Origin of the sequence: Mesorhizobium sp. M1169 (assembly GCF_040318345.1) — a bacterium.
Lineage (GTDB): Bacteria > Pseudomonadota > Alphaproteobacteria > Rhizobiales > Rhizobiaceae > Mesorhizobium.
On sequence record NZ_JAMYME010000020.1, the window covers coordinates 37,654 to 61,008 of the forward strand.

At 60.4% G+C, this 23,355-nt stretch carries 25 protein-coding genes and 2 pseudogenes; 10 read left to right on the top strand and 17 right to left on the bottom strand.

What is annotated here, in order from left to right; all coding sequences use genetic code 11:
- Positions 1 to 2 precede the first annotated feature (2 nt).
- From NKH41_RS19720 to NKH41_RS19750, 7 genes are all read right to left on the bottom strand, one after another.
- Complete coding sequence (locus NKH41_RS19720; protein WP_352480509.1) at positions 3 to 1,112, bottom strand: electron transfer flavoprotein subunit alpha/FixB family protein; 1,110 nt, start codon at positions 1,110 to 1,112, stop codon at positions 3 to 5.
- A gap of 18 nt (positions 1,113 to 1,130) precedes the next feature.
- Entirely contained in the window at positions 1,131 to 1,982 is an 852-nt protein-coding gene (locus NKH41_RS19725; protein WP_352480508.1) for an electron transfer flavoprotein subunit beta/FixA family protein, read from the bottom strand.
- Between the two features lie 188 nt (positions 1,983 to 2,170).
- Positions 2,171 to 2,551 (bottom strand): nitrogenase stabilizing/protective protein NifW, encoded by a 381-nt coding sequence (nifW, locus tag NKH41_RS19730; RefSeq protein WP_352480507.1) that lies wholly within the window; start codon positions 2,549 to 2,551, stop codon positions 2,171 to 2,173.
- Entirely contained in the window at positions 2,548 to 3,756 is a 1,209-nt protein-coding gene (gene nifV / locus NKH41_RS19735) for a homocitrate synthase (RefSeq protein ID WP_352933390.1), read from the bottom strand. Before nifV ends, nifW begins: the two co-directional genes overlap by 4 nt.
- A complete protein-coding gene (nifS, locus tag NKH41_RS19740; protein WP_352516050.1) occupies positions 3,753 to 4,970 on the bottom strand; it encodes a cysteine desulfurase NifS in 1,218 nt (405 codons plus the stop codon). The genes nifV and nifS overlap by 4 nt, the downstream gene beginning before the upstream one ends.
- Positions 4,921 to 5,166: a NifU family protein gene (locus NKH41_RS19745; protein WP_352480504.1), complete on the bottom strand. Its 246-nt coding sequence runs from the start codon at positions 5,164 to 5,166 to the stop codon at positions 4,921 to 4,923. Before NKH41_RS19745 ends, nifS begins: the two co-directional genes overlap by 50 nt.
- Before the next feature lie 264 nt (positions 5,167 to 5,430).
- Complete coding sequence (locus tag NKH41_RS19750; RefSeq protein ID WP_023678237.1) at positions 5,431 to 5,751, bottom strand: HesB/IscA family protein; 321 nt, start codon at positions 5,749 to 5,751, stop codon at positions 5,431 to 5,433.
- A 588-nt stretch (positions 5,752 to 6,339) separates the two neighbouring features.
- Between NKH41_RS19750 and hemP the strand changes: the two genes are divergently transcribed.
- Both hemP and NKH41_RS19760 read left to right on the top strand, forming a co-directional pair.
- The gene (gene hemP / locus NKH41_RS19755; RefSeq protein WP_352480503.1) at positions 6,340 to 6,444 is read left to right on the top strand and encodes a hemin uptake protein HemP; all 105 of its coding nucleotides are present in this window, start codon (positions 6,340 to 6,342) and stop codon (positions 6,442 to 6,444) included.
- Between the two features lie 32 nt (positions 6,445 to 6,476).
- The gene (locus NKH41_RS19760; protein WP_352480502.1) at positions 6,477 to 7,544 is read left to right on the top strand and encodes a hemin-degrading factor; all 1,068 of its coding nucleotides are present in this window, start codon (positions 6,477 to 6,479) and stop codon (positions 7,542 to 7,544) included.
- 75 nt (positions 7,545 to 7,619) lie between these two features.
- Here NKH41_RS19760 and NKH41_RS19765 read toward each other — a convergent pair.
- Positions 7,620 to 7,931: pseudogene (locus NKH41_RS19765) on the bottom strand (hypothetical protein); the annotation flags it as partial.
- Positions 7,932 to 8,409: 478 nt separating this feature from the next.
- Here NKH41_RS19765 and NKH41_RS19770 point away from each other — a divergent pair.
- The 7 genes from NKH41_RS19770 (at position 8,410) to NKH41_RS19800 (ending at position 14,311) form a co-directional block, all read left to right on the top strand.
- Positions 8,410 to 9,627: a cytochrome P450 gene (locus NKH41_RS19770; protein WP_352933395.1), complete on the top strand. Its 1,218-nt coding sequence runs from the start codon at positions 8,410 to 8,412 to the stop codon at positions 9,625 to 9,627.
- Between the two features lie 40 nt (positions 9,628 to 9,667).
- On the top strand, positions 9,668 to 9,895 hold the full coding sequence (locus NKH41_RS19775; protein ID WP_352933397.1) for a ferredoxin: 228 nt from the start codon (positions 9,668 to 9,670) through the stop codon (positions 9,893 to 9,895).
- Between the two features lie 311 nt (positions 9,896 to 10,206).
- A complete protein-coding gene (locus NKH41_RS19780) occupies positions 10,207 to 10,791 on the top strand; it encodes a nitrogen fixation protein NifQ (protein WP_352748038.1) in 585 nt (194 codons plus the stop codon).
- 177 nt (positions 10,792 to 10,968) lie between these two features.
- Positions 10,969 to 11,241 carry a hypothetical protein gene (locus NKH41_RS19785; protein WP_352933400.1) on the top strand — a complete coding sequence of 91 codons (273 nt, stop codon included), beginning with the start codon at positions 10,969 to 10,971 and terminating at the stop codon, positions 11,239 to 11,241.
- Positions 11,242 to 11,244: 3 nt separating this feature from the next.
- Positions 11,245 to 12,204, top strand: a complete 960-nt coding sequence (locus NKH41_RS19790; RefSeq protein ID WP_352933402.1) for a hypothetical protein — start codon at positions 11,245 to 11,247, stop codon at positions 12,202 to 12,204.
- 44 nt (positions 12,205 to 12,248) lie between these two features.
- A complete protein-coding gene (locus NKH41_RS19795) occupies positions 12,249 to 13,169 on the top strand; it encodes an HNH endonuclease (protein ID WP_352933405.1) in 921 nt (306 codons plus the stop codon).
- Positions 13,170 to 13,252: 83 nt separating this feature from the next.
- The gene (locus tag NKH41_RS19800) at positions 13,253 to 14,311 is read left to right on the top strand and encodes a hypothetical protein (RefSeq protein WP_352933407.1); all 1,059 of its coding nucleotides are present in this window, start codon (positions 13,253 to 13,255) and stop codon (positions 14,309 to 14,311) included.
- 21 nt (positions 14,312 to 14,332) lie between these two features.
- On the opposite strand, the gene NKH41_RS19805 is transcribed toward NKH41_RS19800, so the two are convergent.
- Both NKH41_RS19805 and NKH41_RS19810 read right to left on the bottom strand, forming a co-directional pair.
- Positions 14,333 to 15,493, bottom strand: coding sequence for a MobA/MobL family protein (locus NKH41_RS19805; protein WP_352933410.1), 1,161 nt, complete (start codon positions 15,491 to 15,493; stop codon positions 14,333 to 14,335).
- A 10-nt stretch (positions 15,494 to 15,503) separates the two neighbouring features.
- Positions 15,504 to 16,052, bottom strand: a complete 549-nt coding sequence (locus NKH41_RS19810) for a MobA/MobL family protein (protein WP_352933413.1) — start codon at positions 16,050 to 16,052, stop codon at positions 15,504 to 15,506.
- 456 nt (positions 16,053 to 16,508) lie between these two features.
- Between NKH41_RS19810 and NKH41_RS19815 the strand changes: the two genes are divergently transcribed.
- Complete coding sequence (locus tag NKH41_RS19815) at positions 16,509 to 16,925, top strand: hypothetical protein (protein WP_352933416.1); 417 nt, start codon at positions 16,509 to 16,511, stop codon at positions 16,923 to 16,925.
- A gap of 414 nt (positions 16,926 to 17,339) precedes the next feature.
- Here NKH41_RS19815 and NKH41_RS34150 read toward each other — a convergent pair.
- From NKH41_RS34150 to rpoN, 7 genes and pseudogenes are all read right to left on the bottom strand, one after another.
- Positions 17,340 to 17,485, bottom strand: a pseudogene (locus NKH41_RS34150) (carboxymuconolactone decarboxylase family protein); the annotation flags it as partial.
- 526 nt (positions 17,486 to 18,011) lie between these two features.
- Positions 18,012 to 19,355 carry a hypothetical protein gene (locus tag NKH41_RS19825; protein ID WP_352747977.1) on the bottom strand — a complete coding sequence of 448 codons (1,344 nt, stop codon included), beginning with the start codon at positions 19,353 to 19,355 and terminating at the stop codon, positions 18,012 to 18,014.
- A gap of 66 nt (positions 19,356 to 19,421) precedes the next feature.
- The gene (locus NKH41_RS19830; protein ID WP_352747975.1) at positions 19,422 to 19,817 is read right to left on the bottom strand and encodes an XRE family transcriptional regulator; all 396 of its coding nucleotides are present in this window, start codon (positions 19,815 to 19,817) and stop codon (positions 19,422 to 19,424) included.
- Complete coding sequence (locus tag NKH41_RS19835) at positions 19,817 to 20,161, bottom strand: type II toxin-antitoxin system RelE/ParE family toxin (protein ID WP_352780314.1); 345 nt, start codon at positions 20,159 to 20,161, stop codon at positions 19,817 to 19,819. The genes NKH41_RS19830 and NKH41_RS19835 overlap by 1 nt, the downstream gene beginning before the upstream one ends.
- A 56-nt stretch (positions 20,162 to 20,217) precedes the next feature.
- The gene (locus tag NKH41_RS19840; protein ID WP_352933423.1) at positions 20,218 to 20,505 is read right to left on the bottom strand and encodes a hypothetical protein; all 288 of its coding nucleotides are present in this window, start codon (positions 20,503 to 20,505) and stop codon (positions 20,218 to 20,220) included.
- Positions 20,506 to 20,630: 125 nt separating this feature from the next.
- Positions 20,631 to 21,848, bottom strand: coding sequence for an MFS transporter (locus tag NKH41_RS19845; protein ID WP_352747970.1), 1,218 nt, complete (start codon positions 21,846 to 21,848; stop codon positions 20,631 to 20,633).
- Between the two features lie 57 nt (positions 21,849 to 21,905).
- Positions 21,906 to 23,342 carry an RNA polymerase factor sigma-54 gene (gene rpoN / locus NKH41_RS19850; RefSeq protein WP_352933426.1) on the bottom strand — a complete coding sequence of 479 codons (1,437 nt, stop codon included), beginning with the start codon at positions 23,340 to 23,342 and terminating at the stop codon, positions 21,906 to 21,908.
- Between the last annotated feature and the right edge of the window lie 13 nt (positions 23,343 to 23,355).

A 23,355-nucleotide genomic window follows, 5' to 3' on the forward strand; every position in this document is an offset into this window, starting at 1 on the left:
CCTTAGCTCGCAAGCTTATCGCGACTGTGGGGCGACAGCCGCCGGGTGAAGGCTTCCGTCAGTGCGGGCAGGAAGCGGATCGCGTCGGTGACGATCCCGAGGTGAGCGAAATCGAAAATCGGCGCGTTCGGGTCGGTGTTGATGGCCACGATGAGATCCGCCCCCTCGACGCCAACCCGATGCTGGACGGCGCCGGAAATCCCGGCCGCTATGTAAAGCTTCGGCCGGATGGTCTTGCCAGTTTGGCCGATCTGCCGATCAGCTGGCATCCAGCTCTTCTGGACCAACGGGCGCGAACAGCCATGCTCGGCGCCGATTGCCCGCGCGAGATTCTTCACAAGCTGCAGGTTCTCCGCCGCGCCTAGACCGAGGCCTCCCGCAACCACGACGTCGGCATAGGCAAGATTTGCCTTTGCCGACTGACTATCCGGCAGGAAGCCGAGGATTTTGGTAACGATCTCGTCCTCGGCTACCGAGAGCTTGTGCCGGATGACACGCCCGACCGGTTTATCCGCCCGCTGCGGCATGGGCATGACCCTCGGTCGCACTGTCGCCATCTGGGGGCGGAAATTGAGCGTATAGATCGTGCACAACAAGGAACCGCCGAAAGTCGGACGGGTGGCGGCGAGCGAACCGTCGGTATCCACATCGAGTTCGGTGCAGTCGGCCGTGAGCCCTGTCTGCAAGGTCGTCGCCACGGAGCCGGCAAGATCCCTGCCGAGTGTGGTGGCACCGAGAAGAAGGATCTCGGGTTTGTGGGTATCGACCAGATCCGTCATCGCCTTGGTGAAAGGCTCGTTCCTGTAGTCGGCGAGCAGCGGCTCCTCGACGATGTAGACCAGGTCGGCACCATAAGCGAAGGCTTCGGCAACGGCGTTCCCGATGGCCTCTCCCGGCGGTCCAAGCACGACGCCCGCAAGCTGGACCTGAAGCTTGTCTGCTAACTTGCGGCCTTTGCCGAGCAGTTCGAATGATACGGGATGGACCTGACCGCGTTCGAGCTCGATGAAAACCCAAACGTGCCGGTAGTCCTTGAAATGCGCGGGCAGCTCCTTCTTTATGCCGGCACGGCCGGCGGCAGGGCGAGGGGTTTCTCGGTTCGCGTTCGACATCGTCTGATCCTTGCCCTCTCACGCGCCGCCGTTGAAGGCGAGCTCATGTTCCAATGCCGGCTGGCGGGTGAAGATTGCCGTGATGAGTTCGTCAGCGACATCGCGCAAAGCCATCTCGGCGGTGTCGATTTTTGCCGCCTTTTCCGCTCGCGCAGGAGGCGCGAAAACGCGCTTGACGACCGTCGGTGAACCGCGCAGGCCGCATTTGGTGAGATCCTCAATGCCGGCGTCGGCGGCACTCCATTTCAAGACCTGGCTGCGCGCGGCGCACAGGGCGTCCTGGATCGAGCCCCGGCGGATCTCGTTTGTGCCTTCCAGCATAGTGATGAGGCAAGGGAGCCTGCTCTTCAGCATCTGTGTGCCGCCTTCGGAGCGGCGCTCGACCTTGATCTCGCGTGCAGCAAGGTCAATAGAGGCGATCTTCGCGACATAGGTCAGTTGCAGGAGTCCGAGGCGCTTGGCGATGCCGGGCCCGACCTGGGCGGTGTCGCCATCGATCGTCTGCTTGCCGGTGAAGACGAGGTCTGGCGTGCCGAACGTCTCGCCAACTTTTGCGATTGCCTGGGAAAGGGCGAACGAGGTCGCCAGCGTGTCGGAGCCGGCAAAATAGCGGTCGGTCAAGAGCACCGCTCGGTCGGCGCCGTAGCCGAGCGCCTTGCGCAGCGCGTCCTCTGCCATGGGCGGACCCATAGTGAGCACGGTGACTTCGCCACCATAGGCGTCGCGCAGTTTGAGAGCTTCTTCGAGGGCGAACAGGTCGTAAGGGTTGATGATAGTCGGAACACCCTGGCGCATGATCGTGTTCGTCACCGGATGGACCCTTATCTGTGCCGAGTCCGGCACCTGCTTGATGCAGATTACGATGTGCATTGGCGGTTTCTCCAGGCTCCTGTCCGGATGCGGGCTTGGCGGTTTATCTCCTTGGTCTGCATCATTCGTGCCAACTGTTTTGGGCTGCCCCCTATCCCTAGAACTTCGCTTGGTTGCTTCCGAGGGCGCCGTGGTGATGACGGATTTGTCGGCTTCTCGACATTGTCGCGTCGCAACCCGTGTCGCGGTCATTCCTGTCCGAACCGCTTCAGTACGGAGTCGAACGGGACAAAGGTGCGGCCCGGCGTGGCAGGTTTGTTCGGATCGTGGTCTTTGAGCACCTTGAAGACCCGATGCGAGAGCGGCGAGGAAATCGCGAAGTCTTCGTAAGCGCGTTCGAGCGTCGCGCGCACCCGCGCGGCAATCACCTGGTCGGGCAGACCGGAGAAATCTTCTTCGGCAAGGTATTGGCCCACGCGCTTCATGATATGGAGCCGCGAGACATTCAGCACCTTCGGATCATAGGAGACGCCAAGGACTGCGAAGAACTCCTCCGCAGCCGACAGGCGCTTCAGTCGTGCGAGGATGTCGGTGACGTCGATAGGGCGGCTGTCAGCGGAACAATTCATTGCATTCTCCCTGGTCGGAAAACTGTGGTGTCGGTGCGCTCGCGCACGGCTGACCTGGACCCGCACAGCTCCGCGAGGGATGCCTCGCTGCACATTCCATCGTAGAGCTCGACCAGTTGAGTTGCAGTGACGGTCGATTTGGTCTCGGTCGCCTCGCGCCGGGCGCGGGCCACCATCGCGGCTGCCAGATCCGGGTCGAGATCGCGGCCGCTTTCGCTCAGCACATGGGCAATCGCAGTGGCGCCGGAATGCTTGCCGATGACGATACGCCGGCAGCGGCCCACGAGAGCCGGATCGAGCCCCTGATAAGTACGCGAGTCCTTCAGCAGCCCTGCGACGTGAATGCCGGATTCGTGCGTGAAAACATCGGCGCCGACGACCGGTTTAATGGCCGCGGTCTGCCGGCGGGCGGCCCAAGCCACCTGGGCGGCGAGGTCGGGCAATGCGGTCAGCTCGATGCCGGTATCCGCGCCGTCGAGGACCGCCATCGCGGCGGCCACCTCTTCCAGCGCGGCATTGCCCGCACGCTCGCCGAGCCCCAGGACGGTGACGGACGCATGGCGCGCGCCTGCGCGGATCGCGGCCAGCGTGTTGGCGGCAGCAAGTCCGAGATCGTTGTGCGCATGAAATTCAAGCTCGATTGGAGACTGCGGCACGAGCTGGGCGACAAGTTCGAAGGTCGAAAACGGGTCGAGAACGCCGACTGTGTCGGCTAGCCTGACGCGGCTTGCGCCGGCGCGTGCAGCCGTCTCGATGACGCGGGCGAGATGATCCCGATTGGCCCGCGAGGCGTCCTCGCAGCCCACCGCGACGAAGAAGCCGGCGGCGGCTGCGCGCCTGACCATACGTTCGATGACCTGGAGCGCTCCCGCCTTATCGAGGCCGAGCTTGGCGGCAAGTTGGATGTCCGACGCAGGCAGCGATAGATTGATGGCGTGGACGCCGCTCTCGATCGCTGCATCGAGATCCAGCGACGTCATCCGGCACCAGGCCATGAGCCGAACCGGGAGACACCGCGCGACCACGGCGCGAATTGTTTCGATCTCGTCGGCGCCCATGACCGGCGTGCCGATATCGATCTCTGTGACGCCGGCCGCCGCAAGAGACTCGGCGATCTCCAGCTTTTCCGTCGTCGTAAAGGCGACGCCGGGCGCCTGCTCGCCATCGCGCAAGGTCGTATCGTTGAGAAAGACATGACGGGTCATGAACGGTAGCCGGTTCTGCTGCCGCTCAGGCATAGACCGGATTGACCGTCTTCGGAGCTTCGGTTACCCGGCCCAGAACTGGGAAAGCCACGCAGCTTCTCCACGATTGCCGGCATGACCTCGAGCACCCGGTCGACGTCCGCTTCGCCGTTGTCCCGCGCCAAGGAGAAGCGGACTGCCGCGTGTGGCGTTTTCATCGCGCTCAGGACATGGCTCGGTTCCAGAGAGCCGGAGGTGCAGGCAGAGCCGGAGGAACACGCGATGCCCACGCGGCTGAGGAGGAGTGGAATTCCATCACTTTCGACATCTTCGAAGGAGATGTTTGCGGTGTTGGGCAACCGTTCCAGGGGATCACCGGTGACACAGGTGCTTGGGATGCGCTGGAGAATCCCGTCCTCTAAACGGTCGCGGAGCGACTTTACCCGTGTGGTCTCGTCGTCCATGAATTTCAAGGCGAGTTCGGCCGCCATGCCGAGCCCGACTATGCCGGGCGTATTCTCGGTGCCAGCACGCCGGTTGTGTTCTTGGTGGCCCCCCTTGATCAGCGAGTGGAAATTGACGCCACGTTTTACGAAAAGCGCGCCGATCCCTTTCGGCCCGTGCAGCTTGTGGCCGGAGAGCGACAGCATGTCGATTGCGGTCGACTTCAGGTCCATCGGAAGTTTGCCGACCGTCTGCACAGCATCGGTATGGAAAAGGGCGCCCACTTCCTTGGCCAACTCGGCAAGCCTGGCCACGGGGAAGATCACACCAGTCTCATTGTTCGCCCACATTATCGAGACGATTGCCACCTGTGGGGTGAGGGCGGCCATATAGGCGTCGAGGTCGAGCCGGCCACGGCAATCCACCGGGATCCTGTGCACCTTGACGCGGCGGGTCTTCTCAAGATGCGCGCAGAGCGTCAGCACGGCGGGATGCTCGACCGCGGACGTCACGATTTCGGTTCGGTTGGGCGCCGCCTCGAGCGCCGAAAGAAGCGCTGCATTGTCGCTTTCTGTCCCACCCGAGGTGAAGGTGATCTCATCGTCGAACTCCGCGCCGATCAGAGCTTGCAACTGCCTCCGCGCCTTTCTCACCGCCGCACTGACTGAGGCGCCAAGAGCGTGCGCCGACGAAGGGTTGCCGAATTGATCCCTAAAGAACGGCAACATCGCTTGCACGACCTCAGGATCGACCCGTGTGGTTGCGTTGTTGTCGAGGTAGACAGGTTTCATGTGCGATCCTCAGTTGACCGGAATGACGCGAGCGCGCGACCGCCTCATTGAGCCTCTGGCGTATGCCGTTGATGATGATGGGCCCGAACTGGCAGCCGGCGCGGACGCCCGAGAGTTTGACGTAGACCGGATCGGCGTCGGCATGGCCAAGTCCGCAGTCGCCGCCGTCAGCCCGCAGGTAAGGACGCCCGAACACGACAACGTTATCGATAAGCCGAATTTGGCGCAGCGGCGCGATTTGGCCGCCAGCAGCTTGGGTGCCACCAGGAACCGAACTGTTTCGGGAGGCGACGTTCTTTGCATCCTACCTGAAGCGATTGCCGGTCCCAAGATCGGCTTCGACCTTGCCTTGTTCTTGAGGACAGGGACATCTGTTGTGCCGGCCATATAAGCCTCCTCTGCCGCAAATGAGTCCGTCGGCGGCAATCGCTTCATGGACCCGCACAGGCGCTTCGGGCGATCAACTGAAGGACTTGCCGCAGCCGCACTTCTCGCGCGCGTTGGGGTTATCGAAGACAAAGCCGGAAGATTCGAGCCCGGTGAGGAAGTCGACGGTCATGCCGGCGACATGCGGTTGGGAGCCCGCATCCACGAACAGCTTGATCCCATCTGTCTCGGTGATCGCGTCGCCCTCGCGCGACACGCTCTCCAGGCCCATTAAGTATTTGAAGCCGGCGCAGCCGCCGGCCTGGACCATGATGCGAAAGCCTTCCGCCGGCTCGCTGGCGCGGGAAAGAGCAGTCTTGATGGCGGCAACAGCGTTGTCGGTGAGCGTAATCATGGCTCCATTCTCCTCAGTCCGGGACCTGCTTGCGCATCACGTTGCATGCACCGTGCCAAAGCGAAAAAATGTTTCAACACAGCGCGGCATCTCTGACCCTGCGGTGGTTCTTGTGAGTCCATCGCTGCGAAGGTGTCGGCCAACCGACACGTACTGTCGGGTTTGTCGGGTCCGCCACGCGGGATGTTGGGCCTGAGTTGTTGGCTGAACTCACATTAAACCAATGACCATTACAGAAGACTCCTTCTGGGCTTGCTTCGGCGCAATTGGCACAGTTTTTGAAGCTCCACTGGCGAGGCGGCAAGAGACTGCCGATCCACAATCGTGTCGTGGGTGCCCTCGCGATCGATGCGGCGAAGCAAGGGAGCAACATGTCAGGACTGGGTCAGACACGCTTTGTTTGGCGAAGCAGCGCCGCCCGTGGCATCCGAATGACCGATTGGCCGATTGCGACAACACCCACAATCGCTCACCACCACCCGGTGGCCACCGACCGGCTCGATGAGATTCCATCGGCATGTGCCTGCACGTGTCACTCGGGTCTCGCCGCTCCGATAGCACCCCCGGTTTTCGCGCGGGTGCGACGACGTGCGCACGCTGTCCAGCGACACTTTGTTCACGGGCCAGCAGCAGATCAGGGTCGAGCATTTCGGCGCGCCTTATCGGCTGAAGATTCCCGGGCAGTGCAGCTGATCCTCACACGTAGGTGGAAGCAGGGGTAAGACATGGACCAGCGCGAGAAACCATCGCCGGACGAAATCCGGCGGGCGTGCGAAGACAATCCGAAAATCCGGGAGCATGATCTCGCCGCTCGATTGGGCATTTCGGAAGCCGAATTGGTCGCGGCGCATTGTGGTCACGGCGCGGTGCGCATCGAGCCGCGCGTCGATGATCTGCTGACCGGCCTCGAAGCGGTCGGCGAGGTGATGGCGGTCACCCGCAACCAAAGTGCCGTGCACCAAAAGATTGGCGTGTACGACAAAGTGGTCACCGGCAACCCGCATGCCATGGTGCTCGGCGACGAGATCGACCTGCGCATCTTCCCGAAAGCGTGGGCGTATGGCTTCGCCGTCGAGAAGCGCGAGGGAGCCGAGATCCGCCGCAGCCTGCAATTCTTTGATGCCACCGGCGAGGCGATGCACAAAGTACATCTCAGGCCCGCCTCGAACCTGCACGCCTATCAGAATCTGGCGGCAGAGCTCGTATCCTCCGACCAGGAGCCGATCATATCGGTCGAGGCGAGCGGGGCGCGCGATAACGCAGTGAGTCCAGACCAAGCCGCCACGGTCGACGACCTACGCGAGCACTGGAGCCGGCTGAGCGACGTGCATCAGTTCTACCATATGTTGAAAACACTGAAGCTCAGCCGCTGCCAGGCGATGCGTATGGCCGACGAGGATTACGCCTGGCTGCTCGACAATGATGCCGTTGGCGCCCTGTTCCAACAGGCGGCCGAAGACGAGATGCCGATCATGTGCTTTGTCGGCAATCGTGGTTGCATCCAGATCCATTCCGGCCCGATCAAGTCGGTCAAGCAGATCGGGCCGCGGATCAATGTGCTAGACGAGACCTTCCATCTGCATCTTAGGACCCATCACATCCGCGAGGTCTGGGCCGTGCGCAAGCCGACGAGGGACGGTCACGTCACGTCCGTTGAAGCCTATGGCGCCGACGGCAAGATGATCATCCAGTTCTTCGGCACGCGCAAGGAAGGCGAACGCGAGCGCAGCGACTGGCGGTTTCTGGCCGAGAGTCTGCCACGCGTTCCCGGTCCGACCGACAGGGATGTGTAGAGCCGACAGGCCCTCGGATTGAACCGGCCGCCATAGGACTCGGCTCCACGTTCCGACAGCGGCTCGCGAGGAAATTTAGGTCCATGTGCGGAAAAGCTTGCCGTCGTAGCGCATACGCACGGTCAGATGATGCACGCCGGAATCGACGGCATCGATACAGTCAAGCTAGTCGTCGCCGGACCGCTGCGCACGAGTGCATCGCCGTCTAGCCGGAAATCCTTGCAGCGGCTGCAGAGCGATACAACGAAGCGCGGCTCGACCTTGTTGATAATTTCGATCATCGCGCGCAAGCGCCGCCGGGTATTGTCGGACCGCACCCGATCCTTGCGCTGGATCGCGTCGTTGCTCAATCCGGGCCGTGCGAGCGATCTCCTCGCTCGTCGACCGGCAGTGCAGCAGCAGCCAAGCCGAACAGCCCGATGTCGCGGACTCGACAAACCGACCACGGATGTCGGTTGTCGGACGTTGTCCTAACAATGATGGACAGGTGATCATCAGCGGCGGGCCTAGTGCAGGCTGGCATTGCTTGGTGCAGCGCCATGGGTACGCCTATCCGGCACGCGACTTGCTTCGATAATTTGATCAGCAGGGCATCAGCAGTGCGTCACGGAGCTCAGAGGTGATTGACCAGCCTCTCAACCCTAACGGGGATAAGCGGCGGCTTTGCTTCATGACCGCAGCGCGGCGGAGATGCCCCTTCTGATCGACTTCGCAACCGATCTCATCCGCGCTGGTGCAGGTGGGCTGTATCAGGCGACAGAATCTAGAAGGCGCCCGACAAGAGACGTGCCCATGCTGGAAATCGACTTTATGAACAGCGGTGCAATCTCAATCGAGCCATGAACGCCAATGTAGAGAAAACAAAATGGCGACCAACCCCGTTCCAGATCATGTCCCGCCCGAAATGGTGAGGGACTTCAGCCTGTTTACATCGCCAGGGATGCCACCAACACCCAACGGGGATCCACACGCAGCTGTCGCTTGCGTACATGACGGGCCTCCGATCTTTTACTCCCGCTACAACACGCAAGATGGCCGGGGTACCTGGGTCATCACCCGTGCCGCGGACCAGCGGAAGGTGCTGCAGGACGCAGAGACTTTTTCCAGCCATCGCAGCATCTTCTCCTCCATACTGGGTGAAAACTGGCCGACGATCCCGCTTGAGCTCGATCCACCGGCCCATGGCGTCTTTCGCTCACTGCTCAATCCGCTGCTTTCGCCAAAGCGGGTGTTGGCTTTGGAACCGGCTGTCCGCGAACGGGCGGTCGAGCTGATCGAAAGGATCGCCGCGTCGGGCACAAGCTGCGACGTGATGAAGGATTTTGCCTTTCCTTTCGCGGTGAGCACCTTTCTTCGCTTTCTGGGGTTGCCCGATGACCGACTCGATACATTCGTCGGCTGGGGGAAAGATCTGCTCCACGGCGACGATAAGGAACGACCTGTGGCTGCCCGGACGATCGTGGCATTCATCGACGAACTTGCAGCCATGCGCCGCCAGGAGGCGGTTGACGATTTCATGACCTTTATCGTGCAGGCACAGGTCGAGGGCCGCCGGCTGACGGACACCCAAGTCCGCGGCATCGGCGTGCTTGTCTTCGTCGCTGGGCTCGACACGGTCGCAGCAGCTATAGGCTTTGACTTGGCGTACCTCGCGCGGAACCTCAAAGATCAGCAATTGCTGCGGAGCGAACCGGACCGCATCCCGCTTGCAACCGAAGAATTGCTGCGGGCCTATCCGCCCATTCAGTTGATCCGCGTGGCTACGAAAGATATCGACTTCGAAGGCGCGCCGATCCGGAAGGGGGACTATGTTTCCTGCGCCACGATGATTGCCAATCGTGACCCGGCGGAATTCGAATGCCCCAACACGATCGATTTGGAGCGAGAGGACAACCGCCACGCAGCGTTTGGCTATGGTCCCCACCGTTGCCTTGGCTCACACCTTGCCCGGCGGGAGATTGTCATTGGCCTGGAGGAGTGGCTGGCGCGCATCCCACCTTTCAGGATCAAGCAGGGTACGGCACCCGTAACCTCTGGGGGCCATGTGTTCGGGATCGAAAATTTGATCCTGGACTGGTCTTAGGCCCGCCCCGAGCCGGGGCACAGACAATGGAGGCAGCGCCATGCGCATCATCGTCCAAAATGCCAAATGCCAGGGTCACGCGCGATGCGCGGTGCAAGCGCCGGACATCTTCAAGCTTGATGACGAGGGTTACATCCTGCATGGTGACATTGAAGTTGCGGAAGGGGAGGAGCTGCGTGCATCGCGAGGCGCGCGATCCTGTCCTGAACGTGCGCTGGAACTCACCCGCGGACGCTTTGAATCGGACGTCATTCAACCGAGAGTCTAGCGGGCTTGAATGGGGTCGACCATGTGGCCGCACTGGAAAGGACGGCACGCGACCTCTGTCCCAGCACGGTCCACGTCCAACTCCGCGGGGGCATTTCCGGCGCCGAGGTGTTCCCCATGAGGCGCAAACGGCAGGGCGGGGTTCGGAAACACCTCTTCCAATCACAGAATTTGCGACAGAGCCGATGGACCAGACGAAAATTGCCGAACTACTCGACGCGAGGCGATCCGGAGTGCCATACCAAAGAACTGCCCATGTTGCGGCCGACCGGTCGCTGAATGGCTTGATAGGACAACCAGGAGAACAACACCATATTCGCCCAACACTATGCCCGGCTCAGCACCGGCCAATGGCCGCAGATCGAGCTGGAGAGGAGGTTCGACCAGCATGTACTTGCCTGTGTGCTTTCACGTGCGCTCGAGGAGATCGAGGCCGGCGAGGCGACGGCGACGGAGGCAACCGGACTTTCGCGCGCCGAGCTGCGCGATGTCCTGGCCCGCTGTTTCCCTGCTATTCCTATCAACGCGTTTGCCTTGAAAGAGGTGAGCGAGCCCGAGCCGGATCTGGAAGAAGAACTTCTGCATGGACTGCTGCTGGCGCATGCCCGACATGGCGACCCGGCGAGCGCCCGCTTCGCCAAGATCATCGCCCGGCGTGCCATGCGCAATGACCATCTCTGGCAGGAGCTTGGCCTTTTTAATCGAAACGACCTCGGCCGCCTGCTCGCCTCGCATTTTCCGACGCTGGCGGCCGGCAACACCCAAAACATGAAATGGAAGAAATACTTTTACCGCAAGCTCTGCGAGGCCGAAGGTTTTTCGCTCTGCAGCGCGCCCAGTTGCTTGGAATGCAATGATTTCGAAAGCTGCTTCGGCCCGGAGGGACTTTGCGAGTAGTCCGCCCTTAAGTCATTGAATTCTAAAGCGCGAATAGCGTTGACCGAAATCGCCAGAATCAAGAAACGTACACCTGATTGGTGTACGCAAGGGTGTACAGCGCCAAGGATTCCGTTGTCAACATTGAGAAGCGAGGGGGAATCGGTCAGAGATCGCGCAGGGCGGAGCGAGCGAACAATGAGCGTCAATTGGGGCGAAGATGACTTGGCGAGGCTGCTGGCTCTTGAGCACGCCTTTCATGCGCTTGCCCTGCTGTCAGCAAGCAACTACGCCCATCTCGCGGGAACCACACCCAGCGCCGCCGTGAAGCAGTTCCGAGAAGCTATCGAAGGCTCCGTCTACGATAGCGGACAGGCTCCGAAGACCGTACAAGTGCTCATGAGCAAGCATCTGAAGAAGATGTTCGACCACGTGGCCGCAATGGCTGCCACGCGGACCAAGGATTCATAGGTGATGAGTGACATCTACGAGAACGCCATCGCCTCGATCAGGCTTGGTATCCAGGATTTTCAATCCAACGACGAACTTCGGCCGATAAGCGCGCTGCGGAATTTCTACGCGGGGGTGCTACTTCTTGGAAAACAGTGTCTTTTGAATGCTGCGCCAGACGACGCCGACCCCATGGAAATCCTTGCATCGAAGTTCGCCCCCATTTTGGACGACGACGGCGAGGTAGCATATGCAGCGAAGGGCCAGCAGACTATTGACCTTGCGGAACTCCGTGAGCGCTTCAAGGGTTTCAAGCTCACATGGCCTGCTGGCGACATCAAAGGCCTCCAGAAGCTCCGGAATGACTTTGAGCACTACCACTCTGCAACGCCGAAACCAGCGATACGACAGGTGATAGCCGATTGCTTTCCTTTGGTGGAAGGATTCTTCGCAATACTGGAGAAATCGCCCAAGGTTGAGCTTGGCGACACGTGGAATTTGATGCTTGCAGAACGCGCGTTCTTCAGAAAGCTGAAAGACTCGTGCAACGCGACATTCCAGAAAATTCCCTGGTGGCCAGAGATTGCTGAACGCGATGATATCTCGTGCCCGAACTGTAGATCGTCGCTCGTTTACCAGAAAGACGACACCAACGACGAACCAGGTGACATTGAGGGATGCTGCAAGGCATGCGGCGATGCTTTCTCAGCAGAGAAGACCGTCGAGATAATTGTGCAGGCAGGCTTCGGCATTGATGACTTCATGGCTGCCAAGGAAGGGTTGGAGCCGACGATTCACGACTGTCCTGAGTGCTACAACGCCACATATGTGGAAACAGGCATCACCGTAAAATGCTTCTTCTGCGGCTATGCAGTGGGCGGCGACTGCGCGAGGTGCGGTGAGTCACTTAGTATAAGTAACAAGTCTGTCAACAATCCCCGACTCTGCGACTACTGCGATCACATGTTGTCGAAGGACGACTAGGTCCTGAGACCCAGACCGAGCGCCCTCTAACGGGAAACAGATTCGTGGCCAAAGAAGAGGCAGATACCTGGGAACTCGACGAACCAGCGGCGCGCACCCACACCCCCCCAGGTTGGCCGATCAAAGTGATCGAGTTCAGTGCAAGTGGGAAGGCACCAAAGAAGTATGGACCGAACACCTATCGGTTCGGCGCTTCCCTCACGTTGAGCGTGGTTCTTCCAAGGCGGGGATGGTCGCTTGTCAAGCAGACGAAGAACTACGCCTACTTAACACCACCCCCAGATCAGCTAGGCCCCAACTTCCGGATCTCAATAGCAGTTCCACCCGCTTCGGAATGCTTGGCCATCGCGCGCAGGTGTCACGCTCGTGCCGAATCCTGGGCATACCAGCTTGGCGAGTGGCCGGCGTGGTATCTCCATGAGCGAAATCGCGACATGCGCCGCTTATGGCGCGACCCGGTGACAGGAGAGATGGCATCGGAGTTGCATCCCGCCCCGGCGGGATCCAGCCTTTCCATCGGTCAGTGGGGCATTTGGGAGATGCACGTCTCCGGAATCGCCGGGAACTTCGTAATCGGGCGCGCCCCTCCTGCTGCTCCGGCGAACGGCAGCCTGGGCGTTCCCGCTGACGCCCTAACCGAAGGCGAGCTAAGAACAGTCGAACTCACGAAACACGAACGCAACGTTAAAGCTCGACGAGAGTGTATCAGGCACTTCGGCTACCGATGCCAAGCATGCGTTCTCAGCTATGAGGATAGGTATGGTCCGATTGGCGCCGATCTCATCCACGTTCACCACCTGACGCCTCTCTCGGAGATTGGCGAAGCCTATCGGGTCGACCCGATCCGCGATCTGGTGCCGCTCTGCGCAAATTGTCATCACGTCGTGCATCGCCGAAACCCGCCGTATTCAATAGCCGAGCTGAGAAGTGTGATCACCGAGCAGGCAAAACGCACCTTGGCGTAGCCCGGACCTTGCAGCGACCAGCGAATATTCTTGAACAGAAGCAACACGATACCGATCTTACAGTCACACTGGAGTTACCCTGCATGGCTGATGATAGCGAACCCATCACCGTCGATGATTCCGAGGAGCCTACAACGCTGCCAACTAACGTTGGTGTTAGCCTCAGCGGCCCGTTTGAGAGCGAGGACAAAGCTCGCGAGTTTGCCTATCGAGTATTAGGGTCGATGAGGGTTCTCGGCAGATCGATGGACCTCAGCGGGGTCGATGGCGTTACCATTTCTGGGGACTACCATGAAGCTTTGACCGCCCTCGATCGCGGCATTGAAGGCCTCCGACCTTTGACGGCCTCCACCGACGAAGACGGCGTAATCGGCATAGCAATGGCACCAGCGGTTCTAAGAGACGGAAAGCTCAAAACCCACTTGGTCTTCCACGTCCACGCGATCCTCGGCCTTGCAGAACCTGAGTCCGAATTATTCCCGCTGGCTGTCCATACCCTTGCACACGAATGCGCTCATGCGATGCTGCATACAGCATTCGACAACCGATTTCCGAACGTGATTTTACGTGAAGGCGCATCGAACTACTTCGACCGTTTCCGACTAGAGGTCACCGATGCATGCTGGGAAGAATACGGCGCTACTCGGGCGAGCGCAGACTGGGGTACAGATCCGACGGACGGTTATGTCAGCACGTTCGTCAAGGCACTCTCGGAAACAGACCAATCAGCGAATGAATTCATTTTGTCCTATCGGACACACGGCGACATCGACCAAGTTCTTGCAGAGGTCCCGCCGCTATATGGCAACCTCATCAAATGGGCATCCTATCTGATTGGAACGATGCACGGCCTCGATAAGAAGATCGCCGATCTTCCCGAACTGGTCGAAGCACTCAACGGTCATTGGTTCTCCGAGTATTTCGAAAAGCTCGAAACCGCTTATAGGAAACTCTGGGAACGGCTTGGCGAATGGGATGAGCGGGCCGAATTCGATCCAATCGGAGACATCGCGATCGACGCTCGCGAAAGGGGCGGAATGAAGCTGATCAAGACCTCCCCTGACAACACCAAGGTCGAGATTCCTTTTCGAACATGGAACACCCCTATGGGCGGCCTGCTCAATCTAATGGGGCAGCTCTAGTCGGCCAGCGTCAAAACCTTTTCAGGGAGCGCATCCCCCGGCCGGGCATCCGGAACTCCTCGGCGAGGGTGGAAGGCAAGCACACGTCGGGCCATGCGCCTCCTGCATACGGACACGGGACAGGATAGCAAGGCCTTCGCGACGCCAGTTCCGGAGGGCCTGACTGCGGTTGCAGGTGACTTCCTTGAATAGGCGCTGCCAGTCGTGCGGCTCGCGGGCGCGCAATTCGAAAAAGGTCTGAAGGGCGTGGTCTTCGGCAACGCGGGCGTCCAGTCCCAGCCATGGGCACCATGGGAGGCCGGGGCGGCGTACCAGACGGAAGGCTTTCCCGTCGCATCGGCCGGCGGCCTCGGTGGCATTGGATTCCACCCAGCATTGCGTTGCCGGATCGAAGCGCGCGAACTCGGGATAGGTCCGCCCGTGAGCGTGGGCGGACACGTATCTCCGAAGCGCATGGGACTCGTCCTGATTTTCGTGGCTCACGAAATTCAACGGGGCCTCACGGACAGCGGCGTCCGACGCGGCAGGGCCGTGGATTCGCAGTTCGTCTCCGAGATCTTGCAATCGGCATTTTCCGACCTCGATCCACACGCCGTCGGGGGCCTCCGTCACCTCGGTGAAGCCACGGCTACGCCACCTGTCGGCGAGGGATTCAACCTTGGCGAGGCGGTTGCGGATTTCGACGTGCCCGCCGTCCTTCGTGGCGATGCGGATAAGACCGGAGTTCGACGTGTCAATGAAATGCAGGGAACCCGCCCAGCCTTCGGCGTTCGGGAGGTCGGGGAAGCGCTCGCGGAGGAGCTTCTGTTTGAAGTCGGCGCGGCTCCGTGGGCGGATGCCTGCGCGTGCTTGCCTGGTTGCGTTCGTTGCCATGATTTCCTCCTCTACGCTGGCAAGTTCGTTTTCCTGAATCCTTGTCGCGCGCATGCCTGAAACAAGGGCGGTGCGGCGGCCGTGCTTCTTTCGCTTGACGGCGGCGGCTTTCCGACCCTCGCCCATGGTCGGCTCCGGCTGGCGGTCAATGCCAAGGTCGGCCCACGACTTATGAGAGACTCGGCGCGCGCTGCCTGCGCGCTCAAGGAAGGCGTTAGCGATGTCCGCAATGCGCTCGCGCTCGGCCTTCAGGGCATCGCCCCGCTTGCCGCCTCCGTGGCGGCCTCCAGACTCAAAAATCCGGATCAAGGCGTCGTTCTTAGTGGATGCGAATCCATGCGGCCCGACCGCATCCAGCGCGGGTCGTCAGCATCCCGTGGATGTGCGGATTCTTGTTCTTGTCGGCGGCGGTCGGCGCGTGAATGGCGACATCAACCACGGCACCGGCCTCGACGTAGCGTGCACAGATTTCCTCGGCGAAGGCCTGCCAGTCGGATTCAGGAATGTCGCGCGGGATGCTGATTTCCACCTCGCGGCCGACGACACCGTTGGCACGTTCAACGAACTCGCAGGCATTCCACAGGGCTTCGCGGTCGCAGGTCCAATCGGGCGCGTTTTCGGGGGTCAGGATGAATGCCGCAATCTTGTGCTTTCTCGTGTAGTCGAACGTCGCGCCGATACGGTGGTCGGTGAGGCAGGAAGTCGAGCGGTATGCGGCTGCGGCGACGGACGAACGGCCCTTCAGCCGCTGAAAGTCCTGCGGTGCGCGTCTTTTCCTTCGTTCGGAGGCGTGCCAGGTCGCTCTCCAGCTTGGCTTTCCGTTGCAGTAGGCCGCGCTCCCGTTCCCGCATTTTTTCAAGTCCAGCATCCGAATTTTCCTTCTCTTGCGAATCCGCCGGCGGCGTTTGGGAACTCTCCCGACAGAAATCCGCAGGCCAAGTTTGTTGAAGCCGCGAGGCGTTCCGGGCGAAACGCCGCTCACCAAAAAAACGAAGGTCAATTCAATAGTATGGCGAGGCCTTGAAGATCCAAAGCCCGCACCCAAAGATGGTTTCAGGAGACCCAAACGGCGGTCCCCCTGACTAAGGGCGGCGCTTAAGCGAACCAAGGTTCGCAGCGCGCCCTGACGGGCGAGAATTCCAGGCGCGGAGAGGATCATCGGGGCGGTCCGGGCTTACGTGCTGCCGATCCTGCCATTTATTTACGTGTGGGTGTTCATGTCGCTGTGGCTCCTCGCGGTCCTGGAAGCGGCGATTTCGCTCGTCGTATGGGCCTTCGGCTCATCCGCATGGATGGCGAGGACTTCCTAGCGCAGCAGTCAAAAATGGGTGCGATGCTGCTCTTTCAGGTCTTCCTCATGCCCGTGCTGGGGCTGCTCGCTTTCGAGGCGGCTTTCATCCTGCTCCCGCTCATTGTGGGAGGCCTCGAAGTCATGTGGGCGACGGCGTTTTTTGGACAGACGGGCGGACACCTCATCGGGCCGAGCGCGCTACTCGTCGGGTACGTGCTCATCACCTTCCTGTCGCTGTACCTGGTGAGCCATATTTTCGGACAGATTTTTCATATCCCCGACCGCGTGATGACATGGTTTGGAGCACCCTCGCACGGATTCAGCGACAAGAGCCTTTTCGTGGCAACGGCGGGCGGGCTGGCGGCTACGCTCGGCCGAGGCATGCCGGGGCTGCCTTCGATCCCTCGCCCGAAAGGCGAGCGAAAGGACAGCGGCGGCAAGGACTCCTAGCCCTGCCGAAAACTCGTCGCGCCGGAGTCCTTCAAGCTCCACTGCCAAGGCCTTCAGGCTGCGTGTCAGCGTCTCCCTGTCCATGGCTGCATTCAATCCTTCGAACGCCATCACGGCGAGCGCCGTCGCCCGACGCTGCGCCTCACGCCTTTTCAGTGCTCCAAGCCATATGCGCAAAGGGGTTGCACCAAGGTTTACGACTTGCCCGGCAGGGATTCGCATCTGGAAGAAGAAACCTGAGTCCTTGCGCCATAAATACATCGCCCGCTCCAGGACAAAACGGGGAGCACGTCACGATCCACCGGGAAAGCCGGCCGAATCTTTTGAACAATCGACGGTCAGAGCAGCACTTGCGGCCGACCTGTTTCGTCTGCTGCGCGGCCAGAGCAATCTGCCTTCGAATCGCTCGACCTTGCCCTTGCGGTTGAGCGCGACCTCCTCGGGGCTGATCTTTGCCAGGTTAAGGCCGAGAAGGTATGAGCGGACAGGCAGTAGTCGCAGCCGTTCACCTGGGCAACGGCCAATGCAATGCGCTCGCGGGTTTTCACGTCCAGTGCTCTGGTCTGCTTCGGTCCGCCGGTATTCGGCAAGATCGTCGGCCTCGCGTCGCCCGTCGGGGGACAGTTCGACCTCGCCGGCGCAGTCCGACGCGTCATCGATCTCACGCATATCGAGGTGGCCGCGGTTCCATCGGGTCGTTCGCGATGTTGTCAGCCGCCTTCCAGAGCTAGGCACCTATGCTGCCGACCCTGCGTCCTGTCGAGACAGCGTAATACGCGCCTTCGACCGCTTCTGCGACGCTATCGTCGACATCGGCCGCAGGCAGTTTGACCATTTGGACTGGAGCATACGCTTCAGACGGCGAGGTAGCCACTCGCATGAAGCGCCTCGATCATGCCTAGTGCGTCCTTCGCCTCGGTTGCCTTCTGGGCTTTGGACAAGAAGGCCGACGCCTTGGCGACGGGATCTGATCCCGGGGTTCTTTCTCGTTCAACCTCGCCGTCCCCTTTTTGCGAACCAGCGGGTTGCCGGTCACCTACATACAGTAGTCTAAGGGCGAAACAGGGTCAGCGGGAACGCAGCGAATCAAGGCTTAGGTACCCATTTTGCGTAAAGGCTCTTCGAGGCCGTTGGAACCGTCTTGGCATCAACGAGAGCGACGAGCGAGCGGAACCGCTTCTCGCAGCCGCTGTTCGAGTTGATGCGACTTGCGACGAGGGTTGAGGCCTTCGGTAGATCCAGCATCAGCTTGACCTCGTTTGGCGAGAACGACTTGACCATCTCATTGTAGGATGGCGACGCCGCGTTCGAAACGCCGTATGAGTTGCCAGTCGCTGCCGTCACGACTGCCTCCACAAAAGTGGCCTGCGCTGTTTCCGGAACGCGGTTTTTCCGCGACAGCTTGAGGAGCCGATCGGCGAAGGGCGGCTCGTTGTGGAAGTTATCCCAGCCATTGTGCACACTTAAGAGCTTCCTACTCGCTGATGTGAAGATACTGTGAACCTCGGCTTCGCTCAGCAGCGACAACTGGCCCAGCGTCTCGAAGAACTGCAGCGAAGCCTTCTGACGGGCTTCGTCGCCTTTTGCCTTATAGTCCTGGTGTCGATCCACCAGCGCCGACCTGGTCCGGGGGCTAAGGTCGTTACTGAACGATTCGCAGATTGCGATGGCGTTTAGGCGGGCTTCCTCTCCCGACGCTGGGTCACAGTAGATGCCGTGTAACATGACGAAGATCAGCTCGCGCTGGGCCTCGAATGTTTCCTGGATACGGCGTTCCCATTCTTGTCGTTGATCCTTCTTGAACTTCGTTGCTTTCAGCGCGGCGAGCAGGGACTTTGTGTCCACCCCCTTAGGGTTGTGGGCGCTCGAGAGCGCATGCTTCTGGCAGCGGCTTAGGAAGCTCAGGAACTCGTCTTCATCGACCGTCCCCGCAGCTGGGTGTGCGATAGAGAAACTGTTGCGTGTGGCCCTGCACTGGTCGAGGAAGAAGAAGTCGTCGTCACCGATCAGGTTGAGCTTACGGCAGAGGTCGAGCAGCTCGGCGTCCTTGAGGTCGAGGAGCGTGTCCTCGTCAAAGGACTTGTCGTCGAGGATCTGAGGGACGACGTTGATGCCGAACCGTCGCACCTTGTCACGCAGTTCCACCACGGCCGCGTTCCAAACGTAGTTGATGGCTGCGTCGAACAGACCGCTGGCGACGGCGACACACATTTTGACGATCCGCTCATCGCGCAGGTGCGGAGGGATCTTCTTGATCAGGCGTGGGAGCTGGGACCAAGCATGGGCGATCTGGTCGTCCTCGGCGAGCACATTGCGGGGGACTCCCAACGCGGCGGTAAGTTGGGCTAGCATGGGCGAGGAGAGAGGGGTCACGTCGGGCAGTGTGACGGCGGGCAGGTCGGTCTTTGGCTTAACTAGGACGTTGCTCATACCTACTCCTTGCATCGACGAGACCATCTCGCCCCATCGGTAGTCTTTAGCCGAAACAGAGTGAGGTCAGCCGGCGCGTGCGGCCTTTGTGCGATTACGTCCACCTGCCGCTCTTTTAACACTACGCACGGAGACGGCTTTGGGAGCCACGACGTCGCCGAGCCGCTCTATACGGAGGGGCGCGCGCGAGGGAAGGCGAACGACGAGTTCGAGTTGCCCCCCGATCGCCTCGACGTAGCTTTTAAGAGTAGACAAGTACATGTCGGCTTGTTTCTCGATCTTCGAGACCGAAGGCTGCTTGATCTTGAGGACCGAAGCGATTTCGGCCTGGGCCTTTCCAGCGGCACGCCGCAAATCGCCGAGACTCTCGACCTCTCCCCTTAACTCTTCGAAACGCGCGTCGACCCGCTCCCGACGATCCTTGGGGAGCGCAGCGATTAGGTCGTCAAGCTTGCGTCCCATCACTTCTTCTCCTTCTTCGCCGCCGCCAAACGGTCGAGATGCCCTTGATAGCGCTTGTCCCCCTTGGCGATCAGACTTTTATAGAAGCGCTTCTCACTCACGCCCGACTTATCGCCGGCGACGAGCAGGATCGCCTTCCGCTTCCGGTCGAATGCGAACGCAACCCGCCAGACACCATCATCAGCGTCGAAGCGAAGTTCTTTCATGTTCGCGAACGACGAGTCATTCAAGGTATCCGCATACGCTCGCCCCAGCTGGGGTCCGAACACACCGAGCAGCTTAGCCGAGGCCAATACCTCATCTTGGACTGTCTGGTGCAACGCCTCGAACTCCATCGAACTCATCGCCAAAAACGACTTCCCAAGTCATATATAGCTCCTAGGCTATGTGGTCAACATCATCAAGGTGACGAACGATAGTCTGCGGCCGAAACAAGGTACGCGCGGTCGACGATAATCCGGCCGCCGTTGACACGACTGGCAATTCGCGACCTGTCTGCGCTATCGAGTGGCATCGTCACCGGCGTTCTGACGGGCATGGCCGGCGCGTAGCTGTCGCTTGCCCAGAATGCCGGCTTGTTGTGAAGGATATGACGGCCAGCAAGGGTTCCCGCGCCGGCAGCGCTCACCGTCGCCAAATGGAAACCGGTGCCGGCGAGGTTCACGTGTCGGGCGGCGAAGGTCGCCATGGCCCGGAAGTGGAGCCGGCGAGCGCTTCCGCTGGTCCATGCAAGCGAAGGATCGCGCCGCGCCGTGCATGCGTTTGCATCTCTCGTCCCCCTGCGCTGCTGAGACCTCTCTACTGTCAGGCGGTCTAGGTTTCGCGCTTCGGGCCGAGCAGGAACACTGTCAGGGCGGCGATGAACGTGGCAACAGCACTGTAGGCAATGGCACTGGTAACCCCGGCATTGTCCACCAATAGTCCGCCGAAAATCGCGCCGGCTGCGATTGCCACTTGGAATGCTACGACCATCAGCACACCGGCGCTTTCGGCCTGCTCGGGAACGGCCCGCCGCACCATCCACGTCTGTAATCCCACCGGCACCGCGCCGAAGGCAAACCCCCATGCGGCAACCGCAATCGCCGAGGCGAAGGCCGATGCTCCCGCCGTCAGCAGCGAAACAGCGGCTATCGCTATGAGCAGCGGTGCAAGGGCCGCGACTGCCTTGAGACTGTACTCGGCCAGAAGCCCGCCGGCCAAATTGCCGAAGAATCCGCCGATGCCGAAACCAAGCAACACAAGCGAGATCGTCTCGACGTCCAGCGCGGGAATCTTCTCGAGGAAGGCGCGGATATAAGTGATTCCGGCGAAGTGGCCGGAAGCGACAAGCAGGACGACCACAATCGCGACCTTGACCATCGGAATCTTAGCCACATCCAGCAGGCTGCGGAAGCTAGCCACTCCAATCGGAGGCAGTCTCGGAATGGTTATGAGTTGCACCAGCAGTGTAGCCGCGCCGCCGACTGCGGCGAGCATGAAGGCGCTTCGCCATCCCCAGATATCGCCGACATAAGCGCCGATTGGAGCTGCGCAAACGGTAGCCACCGAAACGCCGGTGAGGATGATCGACATAGCGCGCGCCAGGAGGTGGCTTGGAACGAGCCGCATCGCCAGTGCTGCCGACATCGACCAGAAGCCTCCGAGCGCTATGCCGAGCACGACGCGTGCAGTCAGGAGAACCGCCAGCGACCACGCGCCGGCAGCCAGAACGTCCGCCAGGATCAGCAGCAGCGTCATCGCCCACATGACGATCCTGCGGTCCAGGCGCTTTGTGATGATGGCCACCGTCGGCGCCGAGATCGCCCCGACGATAGCGGTCGCCGTCATCGCCTGTCCAGCCGCTCCCTCGGTGATACCGAGATCATGTGCGAGCGGCGTGAGCAGGCTAACAGGCAGAAACTCTGCGGTCACCAGCCCGAAGGTGCCCAAGGAAAGCGAAATGACCGCACCCCATGCGGGACCAGACGGTGGGACGGGCTTTTCTGAGTCGTGCAGAACAGCGTCCACGACGCCTGCCGCGGATTGGGTCATGAACGAAGTCTCCACTTTGATGCAATGCAACGTGATGTTGGCTGCCTTGACCCAAATTTAAAAACACAAGCGCATTTCCCGGCGGCGTTGCACGGAGGAGGGGATGTTCATTGCTTCGCGATATTTTGTGACGGTGCGGCGTGCAACATCGATGCCGGTTTCCTTCAGCCGGGCAGCGATGTCCTCATCGGAAAGCACGTCGCCGGGAGATTCTGCGGCAACCATCGCTTTGATCCGATGCCGGACAGCTTCGGCGGAGTGCGCATCGCCGCCTTGGCAGGACGCGATCGCGACGGTGAAAAAATACTTCAGTTCAAAGACTCCGCGCGGGGTAAGCATGTACTTGTTCGAGGTCACCCGGCTTACCGTCGACTCGTGCACGCCGATCGCGTCAGCGACGGTTCTAAGATTGAGAGGCCGCAGGTGGGCGACGCCATGTTCCAAAAAGGCATCCTGCTGACGCACGATTTCAGCCGCAACCTTAACAATGGTCTTGGCGCGCTGATCGAGGCTGCGGATTAGCCAGTTCGCATTTTGCAAGCATTCGTCGAGAAATGCTTGATCTTTCGAATTTTGGGCAGTTTGACGCGTGACTTCGGCATAGTAGCTTTGGTTGATCAGCAGCTTCGGCAGCGTGGCGGGATCAAGTTCGATCTGCCACCCGCCTTGCGGCGAGGGCGTGACCCAGACGTCGGGTATGATTGATTCAGACGCACCGGATTGGAATCGGTTCCCAGGCTTGGGATCGAGCGCCCGAATCTCATGCATCATGTCGAGAAGGTCTTCTTCATCGACGCCGCAATGCTGCTTCAGTGCCTCAAAATCGCGTCGCGCAAGCATTTCAAGATTGGCAACCAAAGCTGCCATTGCCGGGTCGAGCCGGTTTCGCTGGCGCAACTGGATCTCGAGGCATTCTCTGAGACTTCGCGCAAAAACTCCCGGTGGATCAAATTGCTGCAAGGTTCCGAGAACCCGTTCCACAACAGCCTCACGGACATTCAGGCTCTCGGCCAGCTCCAAAAGGTTTGCCCGAAGATAGCCAGTGTCTTCCAGATCGGCGGCAAGCTGGCCAGCGATCAGCCGCTCCTGTGGTGTGAACGCAGTGAGCGAGATCTGACGAGCGACGTGGTCGTGCAATGTTTCGGCGAGTGTGGCAAACTCGTCGAGGGAAGGGCCATTGCCCGGCGGGTTGTTGGTCGTGTTGCCAAGTGATTTCCATTGCCCGAGCCGTTCAGGCGACCCTGCCCCGGTCGGTCCTTCAACGGCGTTTGCGCCAGGGCCGATAGGTTGATCCGCTCCCGAAATCGAAACATCGTCAAAAGGCCCGCCATCGTTTGATGCAGATTCCAAGAGCGGGTTCTTCTCGATTTCCCGCTCCACGAACTGATGCAGTTCAGTATGCGCCAGTTGCAGCAGGCGAATCGACTCAATGAGTTGAGGCGATGCGACCATGGATTGCTTCTGGCGCTGAAGCAGGCTTGCTGAGGATTGCATGGTGAGCGCGATA

Coding starts and splice junctions, on each gene's coding strand:
- NKH41_RS19720 (WP_352480509.1), bottom strand. CDS start 1,112: ATGTCGAACGCGAACCGAGAAACCCCTCGCCCTGCCGCCGGCCGTGCC.
- NKH41_RS19725 (WP_352480508.1), bottom strand. CDS start 1,982: ATGCACATCGTAATCTGCATCAAGCAGGTGCCGGACTCGGCACAGATA.
- nifW (WP_352480507.1), bottom strand. CDS start 2,551: ATGAATTGTTCCGCTGACAGCCGCCCTATCGACGTCACCGACATCCTC.
- nifV (WP_352933390.1), bottom strand. CDS start 3,756: ATGACCCGTCATGTCTTTCTCAACGATACGACCTTGCGCGATGGCGAG.
- nifS (WP_352516050.1), bottom strand. CDS start 4,970: ATGAAACCTGTCTACCTCGACAACAACGCAACCACACGGGTCGATCCT.
- NKH41_RS19750 (WP_023678237.1), bottom strand. CDS start 5,751: ATGATTACGCTCACCGACAACGCTGTTGCCGCCATCAAGACTGCTCTT.
- NKH41_RS19760 (WP_352480502.1), top strand. CDS start 6,477: ATGGACCAGCGCGAGAAACCATCGCCGGACGAAATCCGGCGGGCGTGC.
- NKH41_RS19770 (WP_352933395.1), top strand. CDS start 8,410: ATGGCGACCAACCCCGTTCCAGATCATGTCCCGCCCGAAATGGTGAGG.
- NKH41_RS19775 (WP_352933397.1), top strand. CDS start 9,668: ATGCGCATCATCGTCCAAAATGCCAAATGCCAGGGTCACGCGCGATGC.
- NKH41_RS19785 (WP_352933400.1), top strand. CDS start 10,969: ATGAGCGTCAATTGGGGCGAAGATGACTTGGCGAGGCTGCTGGCTCTT.
- NKH41_RS19790 (WP_352933402.1), top strand. CDS start 11,245: ATGAGTGACATCTACGAGAACGCCATCGCCTCGATCAGGCTTGGTATC.
- NKH41_RS19800 (WP_352933407.1), top strand. CDS start 13,253: ATGGCTGATGATAGCGAACCCATCACCGTCGATGATTCCGAGGAGCCT.
- NKH41_RS19810 (WP_352933413.1), bottom strand. CDS start 16,052: ATGCTGGACTTGAAAAAATGCGGGAACGGGAGCGCGGCCTACTGCAAC.
- NKH41_RS19815 (WP_352933416.1), top strand. CDS start 16,509: ATGGGTGCGATGCTGCTCTTTCAGGTCTTCCTCATGCCCGTGCTGGGG.
- NKH41_RS19825 (WP_352747977.1), bottom strand. CDS start 19,355: ATGAGCAACGTCCTAGTTAAGCCAAAGACCGACCTGCCCGCCGTCACA.
- NKH41_RS19830 (WP_352747975.1), bottom strand. CDS start 19,817: ATGGGACGCAAGCTTGACGACCTAATCGCTGCGCTCCCCAAGGATCGT.
- NKH41_RS19835 (WP_352780314.1), bottom strand. CDS start 20,161: ATGAGTTCGATGGAGTTCGAGGCGTTGCACCAGACAGTCCAAGATGAG.
- NKH41_RS19840 (WP_352933423.1), bottom strand. CDS start 20,505: ATGGCGACCTTCGCCGCCCGACACGTGAACCTCGCCGGCACCGGTTTC.
- NKH41_RS19845 (WP_352747970.1), bottom strand. CDS start 21,848: ATGACCCAATCCGCGGCAGGCGTCGTGGACGCTGTTCTGCACGACTCA.
- rpoN (WP_352933426.1), bottom strand. CDS start 23,342: ATGCAATCCTCAGCAAGCCTGCTTCAGCGCCAGAAGCAATCCATGGTC.